This window comes from Thiobacter subterraneus (assembly GCF_055379455.1).
Genome location: NZ_AP042402.1, coordinates 2403585 through 2420372, shown reverse-complemented (window position 1 = coordinate 2420372; position 16788 = coordinate 2403585). Strand labels below are relative to the sequence as shown.

Here is a 16788-nt window from a genome sequence, read left to right as displayed (position 1 = left end):
ACGAGGCCCACTTCCCTTGCCATGCGTCCTGACCGTCCGGCACCTTTTGCCGGTGCTGTTCTCAGCCAATCAGCCAGTGGGCGAGCAATGGCACCAGCACCGCGGTCATGAGGCCGTTGAGGCCCATGGCCAGACCGGAAAAGGCCCCGGCCAGCGCCGAGATCTGGAAAGCACGGGCAGTGCCGATGCCATGGGACGTGAGTCCGATGGCAAAGCCCTTGATGGCATCGTCCCGGCAGCCGAGACGGTCGAGCAGCCACTTGCCCAGCACCGCACCCAGGATGCCGGTGAGCACCACGAACACGGCGGTGAGGCTGGGAATGCCGCCGATCTTTTCCGAGATGCCCATGGCGATGGGCATGGTGGCGGACTTGGGCGCCAGGGACAGGGCCACTTCCCGGCTGCCGCCCAGGATTCGCGCGATGCCGTAGGCCGACGCTGCCGCCACCGCCGAGCCGGCCACGAGCGTGACCAGCAGGGGTGCCCACATGCGCCGCAGGCGGTCGAGATGTTGGTAGAGGGGAACGGCCAGCGCCACCGTCGCCGGGCCCAGCAGGAAGTGCACGAACTGGGCGCCGTCGAAATAGGTTTGATAGGGCGTCCCGGTGAGGTGCAGCACCCCTACCAGCGTTGCCACCGAAAGCAGCACCGGGTTGGCCAGGGGATGCTGGTTCAGGCGGCGCGAGACCCAGGTCGCCCCCTGGTAGGCGATGAGGGTGAGCGCAAGCCAGAGCAGCGGACTCGCCGCGAGATACACCCAGATGTGGCCCAGCCTGCCGGTCACGGGCGCTGCCCCCTGTCTTCCCGACGACGGTGCAGGCTGCGCAGCAACAGGGCGCTGCCGGCGAGGGTGATCAGGGTCCCCAGCACCAGGCTCGCCGTGATGGGCAGCCACTCTTCGCGCAGGCGCGGCAAATAGAGCATGACGCCCACCCCGCCCGGGACGAACAGGATGGAGAGATGGGCAAGCAGGCCATTGGCCGTATCGGACAGTGCCTGCGGCGCCCCGCCCCGCATCACCAGGGCGAGGAGGAGCAGGGCCATGCCCAGCACCGGCCCCGGCACCGGCAGCGCAAGCACCTGCACCAGCACCTCCCCGGCCAGTTGGAACAGGAGAAGAAGGGTCAGGCCGCCGAGCATGGACGTCGCGGGAACGTCTCAGCCGCCGCGCCGGGGCGAGTTCACAGCTGGTCCAGCCGCACCCATTCGTTTTCCTTGAGCGCCACCTCGTACTGGGCCCAGCGTGCGAATTCGCCGCGCGGCAGCGTGGCGGTACGGCGGCGGTTGGCCCCGGCGACCACCTTGAAGGTCACCGTGCCATCCTCGTTTTCCCGGATGATCTGGTACACGGCCCACTTGGCTCCGTAAATGCCGTTGCTGTAGCAGCGGCCGTAGCGGATCTCGTCTTCGGACAAGCCTGTTCTCCCGAATCAGCAATCCCCGGCGCAATGCGCCCGCGCGGCCCGTTGCGCCGCCCCTTCCAGGAATTGTGCCGCCCGGGCCATGGCGGTCGCAAGGGGCAGATCGTCGGGCGCGGCCTGGAAACAGCCGTCGAAGTGGGCAAGCAGAAGCGGGCGCGCCGCGGGATCGATGCGGCCCGAGATCAGCGTCACCGGCACCCCGCTGGCGTGGGCCAGCCGGGCCACTTCCATGGGCAGCTTGCCGTGCAGGGTCTGGTGATCCGAGCGGCCTTCTCCGGTCAGGACCCAGTCGGCGCCGGCAATGGCCTCGGGCAAACCCACCCGCTCGCAGACCAGTCGCGCACCGGGCTCGCGGCGCGCGCCGATGAGAAGCAGCGCATAACCCAGGCCGCCGGCGGCGCCCGCACCGGACTCCTTCGACACGGACCGCCCCGCCCAGGCATCGCACAGGGCGGCGAAACGGGCGAGCCGCTCATCGATGACGGGAATCGCGTCGGGGGGCACGCCCTTTTGCGGACCGAAGGTCGCCGTGGCCCCCTCCGGCCCGGTCAGGGGGTTGTCCACATCCGTCAGGGCCGTCAGCTCGCAGCCCGCCAGCCGGGCATCGAGACCGGTGAAGTCCACGCGGGCGAGCCGCGCAAGCCCCGCCGGTGTCGGCTCCAGCGCCATCCCGGCGGCATCCAGCAGACGCACGCCCAGGGCGACGAGCAGCCCGGCACCGCCATCGTTGGTGCTGGTACCGCCGAGACCGATGAGAAAACGCTTCAGTCCCGCATCCAGCGCGTGGCGGATCAGCTCGCCGATGCCGCGGCTGGAGCGCCGGGTGACGTCGCTTGCTCCGGCCAGTGTGAGACCCACGATCTGTGCCGATTCGATGACGGCGACGGGCGCATCCTGATCCTTCAGCACGCCCCATGCGGCCTGCACCGGCTGGCCGTCGGCGCCTGTGACCCGCGTGTGGCGACGTTCGCCGCCGCCGGCATGGAGCAGAGCATCCAGGGTGCCCTCGCCGCCGTCGGCGAGGGGGAACAGGCGCACCGCCGCGTCCGGGCAGACATGCCCCACGCCCGCCGCCATGGCTTGCGCCGCCTCCAGGGCGGTGAGCGAACCCTTGAAGGAATCCGGGGCGATGACGATCTTCACGTCACCACGTTGCGCGGCTCGCCCGCCACGAAGGCCTCGATGTTGTCCACCAGCTGGTCGGCCAGGGTCTGCATCGCCTCGCGGCTGGACCAGGCCACGTGGGGCGTGAGGATGAAATTGGGCAGATCCAGTTCGAGCAGGGGATTGCCCGCATGGGGCGGTTCCACCGACAGCACGTCGAACCCTGCGCCGGCGATGGCGCCGCTCTTCAAGGCATCCACCAGGGCTGCCTCGTCCACCAGCCCGCCGCGCGCAGTATTGATGAGAATGGCGCCGGGTTTCATCATCAGGAACTCACGCGCCCCGATCAGATGGCGTGTCTCGGGCGTGAGGGGCGTGTGCAAGGAGACCACGTCCGCCTCCCGCAGCACCGTCTCGAACGGCGTGTAGCCTGCGCGCACCTGCGCGGCGCCCTTGTGCTCGGCGATCAGCACCCGCATGCCGAAGGCCTCGGCGAGCCGGTGCATGCCCTGCCCCAGGGAGCCGTAGCCGATCAGCCCGAGGGTGCTGCCATGCAGGTCGTGGATGGGACGCGTGAACAGGCAGAACTGGTCGGCCGTCTCCCACAGTCCCGCGCGGAGATCCTGGCGCCACCCCAGCAGGCTGCGCCGCAGCGCCAGCATCATCATGAAGGCATGCTCCGGGACGGTGTGCACCGCATAGCCGCGGATATTGGAAACGACGATGCCATGGGCGCGGCAATAGGCGAGATCCACATTGTCGGTGCCGGTGGCCGCCACTGCGATCAGCTTCACCGCCGGTGCCTGGGCGAGCACTTCGCCCGGCAGCTTCACCTTGTTGGTGATGACGATGCTGGCGTCCCGGATACGGGCCACCACCTCCTCCGGACGCGTCTTGGCGTAGTCCACCCACTCATGGGGAAAGGCCGGACGCCGGATGTCGGCGATGATGCTGTTGCGGTCGAGGAAAACGATTTTCTCTGTCATGCTGGACTTCCATGTGTGCTCAAGCAGAGCGTGGGCCGCGCGGACAGGGCAGGCCCGCCCGCACGACTTCTGAACCCTGCCTCAGCGTTCCATGCCGGAGGCACGCTCGACGATCTTCATCACGGCCGCCGAATCGAGCTCCGCGCCGCCGGTGCCCATCAGGGCATTGAGGTGCTGCATCACCAGTGCCGCACCCGGCAGCGCCAGGCCCAGTTCCCGGGCCGTCTGCATGACGATGTTCATGTCCTTCTGGTGCAGACGGGTCTTGAAGCCCGGCTTGTAGTCATTGTCCAGCATGCGCTTGCCGTGCACCTCCAGGATGCGGCTGCCGGCAAAGCCGCCCATGAGGGCCTCGCGCACCTTGGCCGGATCCACCCCGTTCTTGCGCGCAAACAGCAGGGCCTCGGCCACTGCCTCGATGGTCACCGCCACCACGATCTGGTTGCAGGCCTTGGCCACCTGGCCGGCGCCATGGTCGCCCACGTGCACGATGTTCTTGCCCATGGCCTCGAACACGGGCTTCACCCGTTGGAACACCTCGGGCTTGCCGCCCACCATGATGGACAGCGTGCCCTGGATGGCGCCGATCTCCCCACCCGACACGGGCGCATCCAGCATGTCGATCTGCTGCTGGGCGAGTTCGGCGGCGAAGCGGCGGGTGGCGGTGGGCGAAATGGTGCTCATGTCCACCACCACGGAGCCGGGCCTGGCACCATGGATCACACCGGTGTCACCAAAGATCACCTGTTCCACGTCCGGCGTGTCCGACACCATGATGATGATGATCTCGGCACGCGAGGCCGCATCCGCAGACGACGGACAGGGCACACAGCCGGCGCGCGCCGGTTCCTCCATGGATTCCGGCCGGCGCCCGTGCACATACACGGTATGCCCGGCTTTTTTGAGATTGATGGCCATGGGCTTGCCCATGATGCCCATGCCGATGAAGGCAATGTTCATACAGTCCTCCTTGTGTAACGGGTTGTGTCGGCGAGCAGCGGTGCCAGAGCGATCACCGCCTCGCACCATTGCGCCACCGCCAGCAGACGGCCGTCCCGGAGATAGGGGCCCACCAGCTGCGCGCCCAGAGGCAGACCGCTCGGGCCAAAGCCGCTGGGCAGGCTGATCGCGGGCAGTCCCGTGAGCGTCCACAGGGTGCAGAATACGGGATCTCCGGTGTGCTCCAGTGTCGCCGGTGCCTCGCCGGTGGCGGCCGGCGTGAGCAACGCATCGAAACGCTCGAACAGGGCACGCAGCTCCCGGTGGAGCAGCAGCCGTCGGGCACAGGCCTGTTCGATGGCGGCATCGGGAATCGCCAGCCCTTCCTCGATGAGCGCCTGCACACGTTCGGACAGCTGGGCGCGATGCCGGTCGTAAAGAGGCTTGAGCGCCCGCGCCCCTTCGCCATACATGATGGTGCGGTGCAGTGCCCAGCCTTCCTCGAACACCGGCGGCAGGGCCACTTCCTCCACCACGGCGTCCGCCGCCGCGAAGCGGCTGGCCAGATCCAGCAGATGCTCCCGCTGGTAGCCTTCCGCCTGGTACCAGGCCGACGTCCGCACGAAAGCCAGGCGCGGCGGTGTCGTTGCGGCTGCCACCGGCGCCAGCGCCTGGGGCGCCTCCACGCCGCTGGGATCTTCCTCGTCCCGGCCGGCGAGCACCCGTGCCAGGCACGCGGCATCCGCCACCCGCCGCGCGAACACACCCACGGTGTCCAGGGTGCGCGAGAAGGACAGCATGCCGGAACGCGGAATGAGGCCGCTGGACGGCTTGAATCCCACCACGCCGCAGTAGGCCGCCGGGCGGATCACGGAGCCGTTGGTCTGGGTGCCGAGCGCCACGGGCACGAAGCCCGCCGCCACCGCCGCCGCGGAACCACTCGACGAGCCGCCGGGCGTGTGCTCCGCATTCCAGGGATTGCGCGTGGGGCCGGGGGCATAGAAGGCGAGCTCCGCGGTCACCGTCTTGCCTGCGACATAACCCCCTGCCGCTTCCAGGCGCCGCACCACCGTGGCCGAACGGCTGGGCACACGCCCGCGACAGGCCGGTGTGCCCCATTGGGTGGGGATTCCCGCGGTGTCGATGATGTCCTTCACCCCCACGGGGATGCCCTGCAGGACGCCGCCGCCGGGCTGTGCATCGCGGGCACGGGCCTGGGCACGCCAATGGTCCGGGTCGAACCAGGCGAAGGTGTGCAGCAGGGGTTCCTGCGCCACCACCCGCGCCAGCAGGGCCTCGGCGTAGGCTTTGGCGCTGACAAGTCCCTCACGCTGCGCCGTCACCACCTCGCTCAGGGCGAGGTAGCCAGGATCGGCAACGGCCGGCACCGCCCCCATGATGGGAGGATCCTCACTTGTACAGCTGCGCGGGCAGCCACAGGCCGATCTCCGGCCAGACGTAGAGCATCACCATGGCGACGATCACGAGCCCCATGAAGGGCATGGAGCCCAGGAAGATCTGGGTGAGCGTCACGTTGGGCGGAGCCACCCCCTTGAGATAGAAGGCGGAGGGCGCCATGGGCGGCGACAGGAAGGCCGTCTGCAGGTTGAGCGCCACCAGCAGCCCGAAGAACAATGGATCGATGTGGTAATGGGACAGCAGGGGCACGAAGATGGGCATGAAGATCACGATGATCTCGGTCCACTCCAGGGGCCAGCCCAGAAGGAAGATGATCACCTGGGTCAGGATCAGGAACTGGGTCGGCGTCATGTTGAGGGAAAGCACCCAGTTTTCCACCACCTGGTGACCGCCCAGCAGGGAAAACGCCGCCGAGTAGATGCTCGCCCCCACGAACAGCCAGCACACCATGGCGGAGGTCTTGGCCGTGAGGAAAACCGATTCGGTGAGCATGGGCAGAAGCTTCAGCTGCCAGATGACCAGTACGGCCCAGGCCAGGAAGGCAAGCATGGAGATCTTCCCCACCCTGTGGTTCAGGGGTTGGGTGACGATCTGGGCGTGGTAGAGGATGAACCACACCACGGACACCAGGAAAACCGCCCACAGCACGATCCAGCTCGGCCACCAGCGCCGCCGCTCCTCACGGGGTCGTTCCAGCGCCATGTAGAAAGCCGCCAGCACGAAGCCGCCCAGTGCGCCCACTGCTGCCGCCTCGGTGGGCGTGGCCAGGCCGAACACGATGGAACCCAGCACGCCCAGGATGAGCAGCGCCAGGGGGAAGAACGAGGTGAGCAGCATGCGAAATACTTCCAGCCGCGGGAAGGTAAAGAGCAGGTACCCCACCACCAGCACGGCCACGCCACCCCACAGGATTTTCCAGAACGCGGCGGGTGCCGGCAGACGTCCCTGTTGTTGCGCCTTGTCGCCGGCCCGCCGCGCGGATTCCGCCGCTGGCGCGCGGGCCAAAGCGGGGGCGCCGGTTTGCGCGCCAGGCGGCTCGGCCAATCCCGGCGCGCCCTCTTCCGGGGGCGGCTCGGCCACACCGGGTGCAGCCTCCTCCGCCGGCGGTTCGGCCACACCCGGCGCCGCACCTTCGCCTGGCCGGGTATCGAGGGCCTCCGGATTTACCCCCATCTCCACCAGGCCACTGGTGTCGAAGGTTTCATCGGGTTTGGTGAGGGCATTCCAAGTCAGTCCCATGATGATGACAAAGGCCAGCATGGGCAGAGTGGCCACCACCAGTTCCTTCGCCAGCACACGGCGTGGCCACTCGCCGCGGCCCGTCACCAGCGCGCGCAGCAGAGCCGGCAGGGCAAGCCGGCCGTAATGCTGCGCGACGTGCTCTAGGTGGGGCGGCAGGGGCACGATCCGCGCCTCGCGGGGCAGCACCGGCGCCCAGGCGGGTTTGAGCTTGGCGAGCAGCATCACGTAAAGAATGTAGAGCAGCGCCAGCAGGAAACCCGGGAAAAACGCGCCGGCATAGAGCTGCACCACGGACACGCCCGCGGTCGCGCCGTAGACGATGAGCATGATGGACGGCGGAATGAGGATACCCAGGGTGCCCCCCGCGGCAATCACACCCGAGGTAAGTCTGGTGTCGTATCCTGCACGCAGCATGGCCGGCATGGCCAGAAGGCCCATGAGCGTCACCACTGCGCCCACGATGCCGGTGGCCGTGGCAAACACGGCGCAGGTGACCAGGGTGGCCACCGCCAGCGAACCGGGAATGCGCGCGGTGGCGATGTGGATGGCGTGGAACAGTTTCTTGATGAGATTGGCCCGCTCCACCAGGTAGCCCATGAACAGGAACAGCGGCACGGCGATCAGCACGTCGCTGGTCATCACGCCATAGGCCCGTTGCACCGCGAGATCCAGGGTCTGGCGCACGGCGATGTCCGGATTCACGGACCGGTAAGCGATCCAGGAGAACAGCACGCCCATGCCGGTGAGGGTGAAGGCACTGGGGAAGCCCAACATCATGGCCACGACGATCAGGCACAGCATGATGATGCCGATGTGGCCGTTGTTGAGCGTCGCCCAAGGCGTAAAGACGGCGATGCCGAGCAGGATCAGCGCCATCAGAATGGCGCCGACCAGTACTTCCGGTTTCATTTTTTTCATCCCTGGGCCTCCGGCGCATCCTTGACCATGGCCTTGAGTTCTTCCACGTCGATCTCCTCCACGTCCTTGCTGCGCGGCGGCCACTTTCCGTCACGCAGGCACAACACACAGCGCAGGATTTCCACCAGGCCCTGCAGCATGAGCAGGGTGCCGGCCGTGGGAATCACGAATTTGAAGGGGTAAAGCGGCAGCGGTTCCGGGCTGAAGGTGTTTTCCCGGATGGCGAGGGACTCGTTGGCAAAATTCCAGCCGGCCCAGGTGAGCGCCAGCACGCTGGGCAGGTAAAAGACGATGTACAGCACGAGATCGAGGGCGGCCTGGGCGCGCGGTGAAAACGACCCGTAGAGGATATCGCCCCGCACATGGGCCTGGTGCGCCAGGGCATAGGCGCCCGCCATCATGAACAGAACGCCGTAGAGCATGATCTGTGCATCGCCCGCCCAGGCATGGGGGTTCAGCAGGAAATAACGGGAAAACACCTGCCAGCCCACCAGCAGAGTGAGCAGCACGATGGACCAGGCAAAAAAACGACCGATGAAGGTGGACAGACGGTCCACGCCGAGAAGGAATTTCTGCATAGGGGGAAATCCTGCGAAAAGCCGCCGGCGCAAGGCCGGCGGCACAGCGGCCCAGTCAGGACTTCTTGGCCGCGAAGAAGTGGTTGTAGGCCATCCTGTAATCGACTGTGGTGTCATTCTGCCAGCGCGCGGCGCGGGCCGCGAAGGCACGCTGGGACTCAAGCACCTTCTTGAACATCGGGTTCTCCGCACTCTTGGCGGCGATCACCTTGTCCCAGGCGGCGAGCTGGGCCTTGAGAATGGCATCCGGCGTCTTGTAGAACTTCACGCCCTGCTTGGTGGCCATTTCCATGTAATCCTTGGAGTAACGCTCGATGGCCTTCCACGACATGTCCGCCGAGGCCGCCTCGATGGCGTGCTTGATGATGGCCTTGTGTTCGGCGTTGAGGGCATCGTATTTCTTCTTGTTGAAGAGGACCTCGAACTGCTCGCTCGCCTGATGGAAGCTTTGCAGCATGCACACCTTGGAAACGTCCGGAAAGCCCAGGACACGGTCGGAGGACGCGTTGTTGAACTCGGCCGCGTCCAGCAGGCCGCGGTCCATGGCGGGCACGATCTCGCCGCCGGGCAGCGGGGTCACCGCTGCGCCCAGCTCCTTGAAGATCTCCACCGCCAGCCCGACGGTGCGGTACTTGAGGCCCTGGAAATCCTGCACTTTGGTCACCGGCTTCTTGAACCAGCCCAGGGGCTGCGTCGGCATGGGGCCGTAGAGCATGGACACCACGTCCATGTTCATGGACTTGTAGATCTCGTCCAACAGCTCCTTGCCGCCCCCGTAGTAATGCCAGGCCAGCACCATGTTCGGGTCCATGCCGAAGGCAGGGCCGGAGCCCCAGAGCGCTACGGCGTTGTTCTTGCCGTACCAGTAGGCCACCACGCCATGGCCGCCGTCGAGGGTACCCTTGCTCACCGCATCGAGCAGGTCGAAGGCCTTCACCACCGCGCCCGCCGGCAGCACCTCGATCTTGAGCTCGTTGCCCGACATGGCATTGACCTTGGCGGCGAAGTCGAGCGCGTATTCATGGAAGATGTCCTTGGACGGCCAAGTGCTTTGGAAACGCAGGGTGATGGGCCCGGCCGCCTTGGCGATCATGGGGAAGGAAAGGGCCGTGGCACCGGTGGCGGTGGCCGCTGCGGCACCCAGAAACTTGCGCCGGCTCATTCTGCGGGCACCGGCGGGGGATGGGGTTTCTTTCTTGGTCATGTCTGCCTCCTGACGGTTGTTGATGGGACGAGGAACAACGCTAGTCGTTTCTGGCAACCCGCGCTTTCGCATTATGAAACGTTTTCTTGATCTGTGGTAAAGCGTAGTCCGCACAGGGGAGATTTTCAACCCTCCGGCATCGCTTTTTGCAGGCGCATCACAGGGTGGGCATGGTGAGCCCGCCGCCCTCCCCTGCAGCGGGCAGCCAGCGGCTGGTCACGGTCTTGGTCCGAGTATAGAACCAGACGCCTTCCATGCCATGCATGTGCAGATCGCCGAACAGGGACTGCTTCCAGCCGCCAAAAGAGAAGAAGGCCATGGGCACCGGGATGGGGACGTTGATGCCCACCATGCCCACCTCGATCTCGTTCTCGAAACGGCGCGCCGCCGCACCCGAGCGGGTGAAGATGGCGGTGCCGTTGCCGTAAGGGTTGCGGTTGATGAGGGCGATGGCTTCATCGAGGCTTTGCACCCGCACCACCCCCAGCACGGGGCCAAAGATTTCCTCCCGGTAGATGTCCATCTCCGGCGTGACCTGGTCGAACAGGGTGGGCCCCACGAAGAAACCCGCGTCATGGCCCGGGACACGAATGCCCCGGCCATCGAGCAGCAGCCGCGCACCCTGGGCCACGCCGCTGTCGATCAGGCCGACGATGCGGTCGCGATGGGCCGCGGAAATGACCGGCCCCATGTCCACGCCGGGCGCCTGGCCCGGCCCCACCCGCAGGGCGGCGGCGCGGGCACGCAACCGCTCCACCAGGGGATCGGCGACGCTGCCCACCGCCACCACCACGGAGATCGCCATACAGCGCTCCCCGGCCGACCCGTAGGCCGATCCCACCAGGGCATCGGCGGTGAAATCCAGATCCGCGTCGGGCAGCACCACGGCATGGTTCTTGGCGCCACCCAGGGCCTGCACCCGCTTGCCATGGCGCGCCGCCGTCTCGTAAACGTGCCGCGCCACGGGCGTGGAACCCACGAAGGACACCGCCGCCACGTCCGGATGGGCGAGCAGGGAATCCACCGCCTCCCGCTCCCCCGGCACCACGTTGAACACGCCGTCCGGCAGTCCGGCCTCCTGGAACAGTTGGGCCATGCGGATGCTGCAGGAAGGCACCTTTTCCGAGGGCTTGAGCACGAAGGTATTGCCGCAGGCAATGGCCACCGGGAACATCCAAAGGGGCACCATCACCGGAAAGTTGAACGGCGTGATGCCGGCGCATACCCCCACCGGCTGCAGCAGGGAATGACAGTCCACACCACGCCCCACGTCCTCCGCATGCTCCCCCTTGAGCAGGTGCGGCGCGCCGCTGGCAAACTCGATCACCTCGATGCCCCGCTGCACCGAACCTGCTGCGTCGGCCAGCGTCTTGCCGTGTTCCTGGCTCGCCAGACGCACCAGCTCGTCCCGATGGCGCTCCATCAGCTCGCGGAAGCGCGTGAGAATGCGCGCGCGCCGCAGCGGCGTGGTGGCGCGCCAGGCGGGCAGCGCCGCCCTGGCCGCCGCCACCGCACGCGCCACGTCCGTGGCACCCGCCAGATGCACCCGGCGCACCACCGCACCCTGCGCCGGGTCGTACACCTCACCCATGCGGCCGCTGTCCGCCGCCTGCGGCCGCCCGTCTATCCAAAGCAGAACTTCTTCCATAGGGGTCAGGCCTTTACTTTATAGTCAAGCCTCGATCACGATCACGTTCCATAGGGGTCAGGCCTTTACTTTATAGTCAAGCCAGTGTCGCCGCTGAAGAGCCTCCCACTGCGCTGCGCCCGGGACCGGATGGCTCGCCTTCACCCCCACCCCTGCCCTCCCCCATCGAGGGGGCGGGGGTGGGAGCGGCTTCAGCCGCCATTGGGGTCAGGCCTTTACTTTATAGTCAAGCCTCGATCAGGATCACGTGCACGCGGTAGGGCCCGTGCGCGCCCAGTGTGACGGTCTGCTCGATGTCGGCCGTGCGCGAGGGGCCGGAAATCAGGTTTACCGCGCGGGGCCAGCGTACCGCCTCCCGACGCAGCAAGGCGAAGGCATCTTCCAGCGTGTCCACCAGACGCGACATGGGCAGCACCGCGATGTGGGTCTCCGGCAGGAGGCTCACGGTGGCGGGTGTGGTCTCGCCGGAGATCAGCATGAGCGTGCCGGTCTCGGCGATGCCGGCAAAGGCGCCGGTGAGCCCGATGAGATCGCTTCCCACCGCAGGGCGGCACAGGGCCTGCACCCCCGCCCCCGCCCAGTCCAGCCCCTGCCACTCGGGCCAGCAGACGAGGCGCGGCGGCAGATCGAGGCTGGCCAGATAGCGGGCCACCTCGGCGGGCACCGCCTTGAGTGCCGGGAGGCGCACCACGCTGCTGGCAAGGGCCTGGGCGCGCGCTTCGAAGCGGGCCACCCGGTCCGGATAGGGCGCCGGCCCCGGACCGCGCACCGGCGCCGCCAGGCGGGCGGTCACCGGCGTGTCGTCGCGCCGCGCACGGGCAAGCCTGGCGAGGATGGCGGAACGCGCATTCATGACGCGGACCTTTGCCGATAGAGTTCGTGGAAAGTGCGCCCGGCGGGTGCCGGCAGGTCGCGCCCATCGGTCCAGCCGCGCGCAAAGGGCAGGACGGTGAGCCGTCCCCGTTTGCCGGCCAGGGCATGCAGCACCCGCACCGCCCAGGCGGTGAGGCGCCGGTACAGCCGCGGTCGCAGCGCGAGCCCGCGCCACAAAAGGAGTGCGAGCCGTTCGCGCAGGGGACGCAGGCCACGCTGCACCTGGGCGCGGCGCAGATCCCGCAGCAGGTCCGGCAGGGGAATGTTCACCGGACACACCTCGGCGCAGCGCCCGCACAGGGTGGAGGCGTTGGGCAGCGGCAGAGTCTGCTCGAGGCCCAGGTAGGCGGGCGTGAGCACGGACCCCATCGGTCCCGGATAGACCCAGCCATAGGCGTGGCCACCCACGTTCTGGTAGACGGGACAATGATTCATGCAGGCGCCGCAGCGGATGCAGCGCAGGATGGGTTCCAGCTCACCCCCCACGAGCCGGCTGCGGCCATTGTCGAGCAGGACGATGTGGAAATGCTCGGGCCCGTCGTGATCGTGGGCGTTGCGCGTCCCGGTGAGCAGGGATACGTAGTTCGTGATGGCCTGGCCGGTGGCGGAGCGTGGCAAAAGGCGCAGCAGCGTGGCCGCGTCCTCCAGGGTGGGCACCACCTTCTCGATGCCGGTGATGGCCACGTGCACGCGCGGCAGGGTGGTGGCCAGCCGGCCGTTGCCCTCGTTGGTGACGATCATCACCGAGCCCGTTTCGGCGATCAGGAAGTTGGCGCCGGAAATCCCCATGTCGGCGGAAAGAAAATGCGGGCGCAAAAACTCGCGGGCTTCACGGGTGAGCTCGGCAATGTCCGTCTTGCGGGGGCGCCGATGATGTTGGACGAACAGGTCGGCGATCTCGTCCCGCGTCTTGTGCAGCACCGGTGCCACGATGTGGGACGGCGGTTCGTTCGCAAGCTGCAGGATGTATTCGCCGAGGTCGGTCTCCACCACCTGCACCCCCGCTGCTTGCAGCGCCTCGTTGAGGGCCACTTCCTCGCTCACCATGGACTTGGACTTCACCGCCTTCTTCACGCCATGGCTTGCGGCGATGTCGCACACGATGCGCTGCGCCTCGGCTGCGTCCTCCGCCCAGTGCACCACGGCGCCGCGGGCGGTGGCCTCCTGCTCGAAGCGCTCCAGCCAGAGGTCGAGCTGGGACAGCACCCGGTCGCGGATGGCCGCGGCGTGGGCGCGCACCGCCTCCGGGTCGTCGAGCTCGCGCAGGGCCTGGGCCCGCCCCTGGACGAAGCGGGACTCGGTGCGGCGCAGCGCCTGCTGCAGCCGCTCGTTGGCGAGCGCCTCGTGGGCGTTGCGCACGAACCGGAGGGCCTTCACCTGCATGGCACCACTCCCTGCTCGCCGGCCAACACTTCCGCCACGTGCAGCACCCGCGTCCGGGTGTCGCCCCGGCGCCGCAGCCGGCCTTCGATGTTGAGCAGACAGCCGAGATCACCCCCCACCACGGCGTCCGCGCCACTGGCCTGGATCGCCGCGCACTTGCGGTCGGCCATGCGCGTGGAAATCTCGCCGAACTTCACCGAGAAAGTCCCGCCAAAACCACAGCAGGTCTCGCACTGTTCCATCTCGGTGAGCACCAGGCCGGGCAGCCGCGCAAGCAGGCTGCGCGGCTGGGTCTTTACGCCCAGCTCGCGCAGACCGGAACAGGAATCGTGGTAGGTGATGGCGCCGCGCCAGCGGCCGGGCGGCTGCTCGACGTGCAGCACCTCGACCAGAAAGGCGGTGAGCTCCCAGGTACGGGCGGCCAGCTCGGCCACCTGGGCCCCTTCCGCGCTGCCGGGCGGGAGAAGACGGGGATAATGGAGGCGCATCATGGCGGCACAGGAGCCGGAGGGGGCCACCACGTAGTCACAGCCCGCGAAGTCTTCCGCCCAGCGCAGCGCCAGGCGGCGCGCAGCCTCGTAGTCGCCGCTGTTGTAGCCCGGCTGGCCGCAGCAGGTCTGCCCGGGGGGCACCACCACCTGGCAGCCGGCCGCTTCCAGCAGACGCAGGGCGGCAAAGCCCACGGACGGCCGCATCAGATCCACGAGACAGGTAACGAACAGACCGACACGCACGGCGACACCTGGAGCACGGTGACAGCCAGTGTAATGAAAACGCCCTTGGCCGGGGAAAAATTTTGCAATAAGATTTCGCAATCCGAAATTCCCCATGGCAGCCATGAGTGAGCGCGAAGGCAAGTCCTCCATCCAGGTGATCGACCGCATGATGAACCTGCTCGAGGTGCTGGCCGCCCACACCCAGCCCGTCAGTCTCAAGCAGCTGGCCACGCTCACCGGACTGCATCCCTCCAGCGCCCACCGCATCCTCAACGTCATGGTGGAAAAGGGTCTGGTCGCCAAGCAGGAGCCCGGCACCTACCGCCTCGGGCTCAAGCTGCTGGAGCTGGGCAATCTGGTGAAGGCGCGCCTGGACATCCGGCGCGAGGCGCTGCCCTACATGCAGCAGCTGCACCAGGAACTGGGAGAGACGGTGAATCTCAGCCTGCGCCAGGGGGACGAGATGGTTTACGTGGAGCGCACGGCCAGCGGCCGCGCCATGATGCGGGTGGTGCAGGTGGTGGGCGCCCGCGCGCCCCTGCACATCACCGCGGTGGGCAAGATTTTTCTGGCCGAGGCGGGCGATGAGGAGGCCCGGGCCTACGCCCGCCGCACGGGCCTGCCCGCCTACACGCCCCACACCCTGACCAGCGAGGAGGCCCTGCTGGAGGAACTCGCCAGGGTGCGCAAGAAGCGCATCGCCTTCGACAACGAGGAAGCAGAGAAGGGGGTGTGCTGCATCGGCGCGGGCATCCGGGATGCGGACGGCCGGCTGGTGGCGGGCCTGTCCATTTCCGCGCCGGCGGAACGCTTCGACCGCAACTGGGCGCAGCGGGTGAAGGAAACGGCGGACGCCATTTCCGCCGCCCTGGGCTGGCGACCCCCGTCGCGCTGAACGCCCCCTCAGGCGATCGTCAGTTCGCGCCGCCCGCCCTGTTTCTTGGGCAGGGTGAGTTCCAGCACGCCGTCGGCAAAGCGGGCGCTGGCCCGCTCCACGTCGATGTCGTGGGGCAGGGCGAAGCTGCGGTGGAATAGTCCCTCATGCCGCTCCCGGCAGAGCATGCGCTCGCCCTCACGGATGGCGCGGGGACGGGCCTCACCACTGATCTCCACCCGGTTGCCCTCCAGCTTGACATGGATCGCCTCCTTGGCGACGCCGGGCAGCTCCGCATCGATCACGAAGGCCTCGGGGGTCTCCAGCACGTCCATGTCGATGTGGCCGAGGGCCTGTTCCCCCACCGCCACGGTGGGCTGGAAGGCCTGCAGCAGGTCGCTGAAGGTGGGCAGGTCGAAAGGTGTGGCAAGACGAATGCGGGCCATGGGACCTCCTTCACGGGTTGACTGGAAAAACGCCAGGGCTTTACCCACAATAGGCGAGACCCCGTTTCCCCACAAGCTGCACAGCCTGGAGGCCGATTCATGTCTTTCAGCATCCTGCCACCCCTTCTGCGGCGGCCCCTGCTCCGGCAGGTCTTGGCCGGGTTTGCCCTGTCCGCCACCCTGCCCGCCATGGCCGGTGATCTGGACAAAGTCCCGCGCATGTCCCTGGAACTCGCGCGCGACATCGCCCAGCAGGCGGTCAACGCCTGCCGCAGCCGCGGCTACAACGTGAGCGCGGTGGTGGTGGACCGGGACGGCAATGTCCAGGTCGTGCTGCGCGACAGCCGGGCCAGCCGGTTCACCATGGAGCTCGCCCGGCGCAAGGCCAACGCCGTCACCCTGTCGGGCGCCAGCGGCTCCGAATTCCGCCGGGCGCGCCAGGACATTCGCCCCGAGATCAACAGTGTGAGCGAGCTGCTCATGCTGGAGGGGGCCGTCCCCATTCGTGCCGCGGGTGCCCTGCTGGGCGCCGTGGGCGTATCCGGCGCCCCCGGCGGCGACAAGGACGAAATCTGCGCGGCGGAAGCCGTCGCCGCTGTGCAGGACCGGCTGGAGTTCGCGGAATAGGAGGGGCCATGGAGGAATCCTTCTGGCGGGGCGACGAACTTGACCGGGAGCCTTCCCGCCTGCCCGCGGCCACCTACAACCTCACCCGCCTGCTCCTCGCCCGCAGCCCCCAGGGTTGCGTGTTCGTGCCCATCCGCAGCATGCAGTATCTGGCGGTGATCGACCACGAGGAAATCATCTTCGTGGACCGCGAAGGCGCCCGCCAGATCGAGCTGGCCTGGCAGCGCTTCGATCCCCACGTGCGCCAGTCGCTTACGGATCCCGTGCCCTACGACCGCGTCTTCTACCAGGAAAAGGGACGGGAAACCATGAAACGCCTGCCGCGGGAATTCCACCTCGCCCTGGAGCAGCTCGCGCGCAGGAACCGCCACGAGGGACCTGCCAAGGTCCTCAAGCTCCACCGTTCCTGA

18 protein-coding genes are annotated in these 16788 nt (G+C 67.6%); 3 read left to right on the top strand and 15 right to left on the bottom strand.

The window, feature by feature from the left end; translation table 11 throughout:
• Window positions 1-61: 61 nt before the first annotated feature.
• The 14 genes from ACZ42P_RS11915 to ACZ42P_RS11850 all read right to left on the bottom strand — a co-directional run bounded on the left by ACZ42P_RS11915 (window position 62) and on the right by ACZ42P_RS11850 (window position 14449).
• Complete coding sequence (locus tag ACZ42P_RS11915; protein WP_464897754.1) at window positions 62-784, bottom strand: LrgB family protein; 723 nt, start codon at window positions 782-784, stop codon at window positions 62-64.
• Window positions 781-1140 (bottom strand): CidA/LrgA family protein, encoded by a 360-nt coding sequence (locus tag ACZ42P_RS11910; protein ID WP_464897753.1) that lies wholly within the window; start codon window positions 1138-1140, stop codon window positions 781-783. Before ACZ42P_RS11910 ends, ACZ42P_RS11915 begins: the two co-directional genes overlap by 4 nt.
• 41 nt (window positions 1141-1181) lie before the next feature.
• Window positions 1182-1415 (bottom strand): hypothetical protein, encoded by a 234-nt coding sequence (locus ACZ42P_RS11905; RefSeq protein ID WP_464897752.1) that lies wholly within the window; start codon window positions 1413-1415, stop codon window positions 1182-1184.
• Between the two features lie 15 nt (window positions 1416-1430).
• Complete coding sequence (locus ACZ42P_RS11900; RefSeq protein ID WP_464899405.1) at window positions 1431-2558, bottom strand: glycerate kinase; 1128 nt, start codon at window positions 2556-2558, stop codon at window positions 1431-1433.
• Window positions 2559-2560: 2 nt separating this feature from the next.
• Window positions 2561-3511: a D-2-hydroxyacid dehydrogenase gene (locus ACZ42P_RS11895; protein WP_464897751.1), complete on the bottom strand. Its 951-nt coding sequence runs from the start codon at window positions 3509-3511 to the stop codon at window positions 2561-2563.
• Between the two features lie 81 nt (window positions 3512-3592).
• A complete protein-coding gene (locus ACZ42P_RS11890; protein WP_464897750.1) occupies window positions 3593-4471 on the bottom strand; it encodes a 2-hydroxy-3-oxopropionate reductase in 879 nt (292 codons plus the stop codon).
• Window positions 4468-5847, bottom strand: coding sequence for an amidase (locus ACZ42P_RS11885; RefSeq protein WP_464897749.1), 1380 nt, complete (start codon window positions 5845-5847; stop codon window positions 4468-4470). The genes ACZ42P_RS11890 and ACZ42P_RS11885 overlap by 4 nt, the downstream gene beginning before the upstream one ends.
• Window positions 5848-5860: 13 nt before the next feature.
• A complete protein-coding gene (locus tag ACZ42P_RS11880) occupies window positions 5861-8020 on the bottom strand; it encodes a TRAP transporter large permease (protein ID WP_464899404.1) in 2160 nt (719 codons plus the stop codon).
• A 5-nt stretch (window positions 8021-8025) separates the two neighbouring features.
• Entirely contained in the window at window positions 8026-8607 is a 582-nt protein-coding gene (locus tag ACZ42P_RS11875) for a TRAP transporter small permease subunit (protein WP_464897748.1), read from the bottom strand.
• Window positions 8608-8662: 55 nt separating this feature from the next.
• Window positions 8663-9769 (bottom strand): TRAP transporter substrate-binding protein, encoded by a 1107-nt coding sequence (locus ACZ42P_RS11870; protein ID WP_464899403.1) that lies wholly within the window; start codon window positions 9767-9769, stop codon window positions 8663-8665.
• 199 nt (window positions 9770-9968) lie between these two features.
• Entirely contained in the window at window positions 9969-11459 is a 1491-nt protein-coding gene (locus ACZ42P_RS11865) for a CoA-acylating methylmalonate-semialdehyde dehydrogenase (RefSeq protein ID WP_464897747.1), read from the bottom strand.
• 226 nt (window positions 11460-11685) lie between these two features.
• Window positions 11686-12312: a LutC/YkgG family protein gene (locus ACZ42P_RS11860; RefSeq protein WP_464897746.1), complete on the bottom strand. Its 627-nt coding sequence runs from the start codon at window positions 12310-12312 to the stop codon at window positions 11686-11688.
• Window positions 12309-13715 (bottom strand): LutB/LldF family L-lactate oxidation iron-sulfur protein, encoded by a 1407-nt coding sequence (locus ACZ42P_RS11855; protein WP_464897745.1) that lies wholly within the window; start codon window positions 13713-13715, stop codon window positions 12309-12311. The genes ACZ42P_RS11860 and ACZ42P_RS11855 overlap by 4 nt, the downstream gene beginning before the upstream one ends.
• The gene (locus ACZ42P_RS11850) at window positions 13706-14449 is read right to left on the bottom strand and encodes a (Fe-S)-binding protein (protein ID WP_464897744.1); all 744 of its coding nucleotides are present in this window, start codon (window positions 14447-14449) and stop codon (window positions 13706-13708) included. Before ACZ42P_RS11850 ends, ACZ42P_RS11855 begins: the two co-directional genes overlap by 10 nt.
• Window positions 14450-14543: 94 nt before the next feature.
• Here ACZ42P_RS11850 and ACZ42P_RS11845 point away from each other — a divergent pair, with 94 nt between their 5' ends.
• On the top strand, window positions 14544-15326 hold the full coding sequence (locus ACZ42P_RS11845) for an IclR family transcriptional regulator (RefSeq protein ID WP_464897743.1): 783 nt from the start codon (window positions 14544-14546) through the stop codon (window positions 15324-15326).
• Between the two features lie 8 nt (window positions 15327-15334).
• Here ACZ42P_RS11845 and ACZ42P_RS11840 read toward each other — a convergent pair whose 3' ends face one another.
• A complete protein-coding gene (locus ACZ42P_RS11840; RefSeq protein WP_464897742.1) occupies window positions 15335-15751 on the bottom strand; it encodes an Hsp20/alpha crystallin family protein in 417 nt (138 codons plus the stop codon).
• Between the two features lie 99 nt (window positions 15752-15850).
• Between ACZ42P_RS11840 and ACZ42P_RS11835 the strand changes: the two genes are divergently transcribed.
• Both ACZ42P_RS11835 and ACZ42P_RS11830 read left to right on the top strand, forming a co-directional pair.
• Window positions 15851-16378, top strand: a complete 528-nt coding sequence (locus ACZ42P_RS11835) for a GlcG/HbpS family heme-binding protein (RefSeq protein WP_464897741.1) — start codon at window positions 15851-15853, stop codon at window positions 16376-16378.
• Between the two features lie 8 nt (window positions 16379-16386).
• Entirely contained in the window at window positions 16387-16788 is a 402-nt protein-coding gene (locus ACZ42P_RS11830) for a hypothetical protein (RefSeq protein ID WP_464897740.1), read from the top strand.